The organism is Donghicola tyrosinivorans (genome assembly GCF_003003355.1).
Taxonomy (GTDB): Bacteria; Pseudomonadota; Alphaproteobacteria; order Rhodobacterales; family Rhodobacteraceae; genus Donghicola; species Donghicola tyrosinivorans.
Map to the genome: position 1 here is coordinate 1 of NZ_PVTQ01000058.1, position 1,231 is coordinate 1,231.

The window sequence follows — 1,231 nt, forward strand, 5'->3', positions numbered from 1 at the left end:
TGGACTTGTCGCGTTTAAGTTCCGATCCTGCTGCTCATTTATGCGGCCTTTCTTTCGAACGCCAAGGGGCTTTTATAGCCGAGTGCTGAGTGTTTTCTTCGTGGATTGTAAAACCCATTGATGTAGTTGAATGCAGCGACTTCAGCCTGACGTCTTGTTTGCCAGGTTTGCCGCCAGATCAGTTCTGCCTTCAGTGTCTTGAAGAAGGTTTCTGTGATTGCATTGTCCCAGCAATTCCCTTTGCCCGACATTGAGACCTTGAAGTCATGCTGCCGCAGAATCTTCTGATACTCATGTGCGCAATATTGGCTGCCGCGGTCGGTATGATGAATGTAGCCTTTGGGCGGTCTGCGCAGGTTGATGGCCATTTGCAAGGCTCGTATCGCCAGATTTTTCGTTAGCCTGTTGCTGACGGCCCAACCGATGACACGGCGGGAATAAAGGTCGATGACCACGGCCAGATAAAGCCAGCCCTCACGCGTCCAAATATAGGTGATATCGCCAGCCCATTTCTGGTTTGGCCCCGTTGCCCCAAAATCCTGATCCAGTAGGTTTGGCGCAACATTCAGATTGTGGGCGCTGTCCGTTGTCGCCTTATACTTATGGGTTCTGAACACTTGGATGCGGTTCTGAGACATCAAGCGACCAACGCGACGGTGACCGACATTGAACCCAAGCTCTTTCAACTCCACAGTCATTCGCGGCCTGCCGTAGCTACCAAGAGAAAGACGGTGCTGTTCACGAATATGCGCCAACAATACCATGTCATCCCACTGCCGTTGGCTCATTGGGCGACATCGCCAGGCACGTAGCCCGCGCGACGTCACCTTCAAAACTCGACATAAAAGTTCGATGGAAAAGGCCTTCTTCATCCGGTCAATAAATGCAAATCTCATTGCTTTTGACTCGCAAAGAAGGCCGTCGCTTTTTTAAGATTTCGCGCTCCTGTTTCAGAACCGCATTTTCTTTGCGAAGCCGTTCAACCTCGCGCACAAGGTCAGCATCAGGAAGGGAGGCATCTTCAGTGTCCTGCGCGACCTTGATCCACTTGTTCAGTGTCGAAACACCCATGCCCAGATCTGATGCAACTTGACGGCGTGTCAGCCCACTGGTTAATGCTATACGCACTGCATCGCGCTTGAATTCTTCGCTGTGTCCGTTTGCCATTTCCGTTCTCCTTTTCGGCAAAATACCAAGTCAAAGAAACGGAACAAATCCGTGGCAAGTCCAG

General features: G+C 51.1%; 1 protein-coding gene. It reads right to left on the reverse strand.

All coding sequences use genetic code 11. From position 1 onward, the window contains the following. Window positions 1-38: 38 nt before the first annotated feature. Window positions 39-1,167 (reverse strand): IS3 family transposase gene (locus CLV74_RS22460; RefSeq protein WP_425430996.1). Its coding sequence is split into 2 segments (ribosomal slippage): window positions 39-924 and window positions 923-1,167, totalling 1,131 coding nucleotides; the frame shifts between segments, so codons are not numbered across the junction. Between the last annotated feature and the right edge of the window lie 64 nt (window positions 1,168-1,231).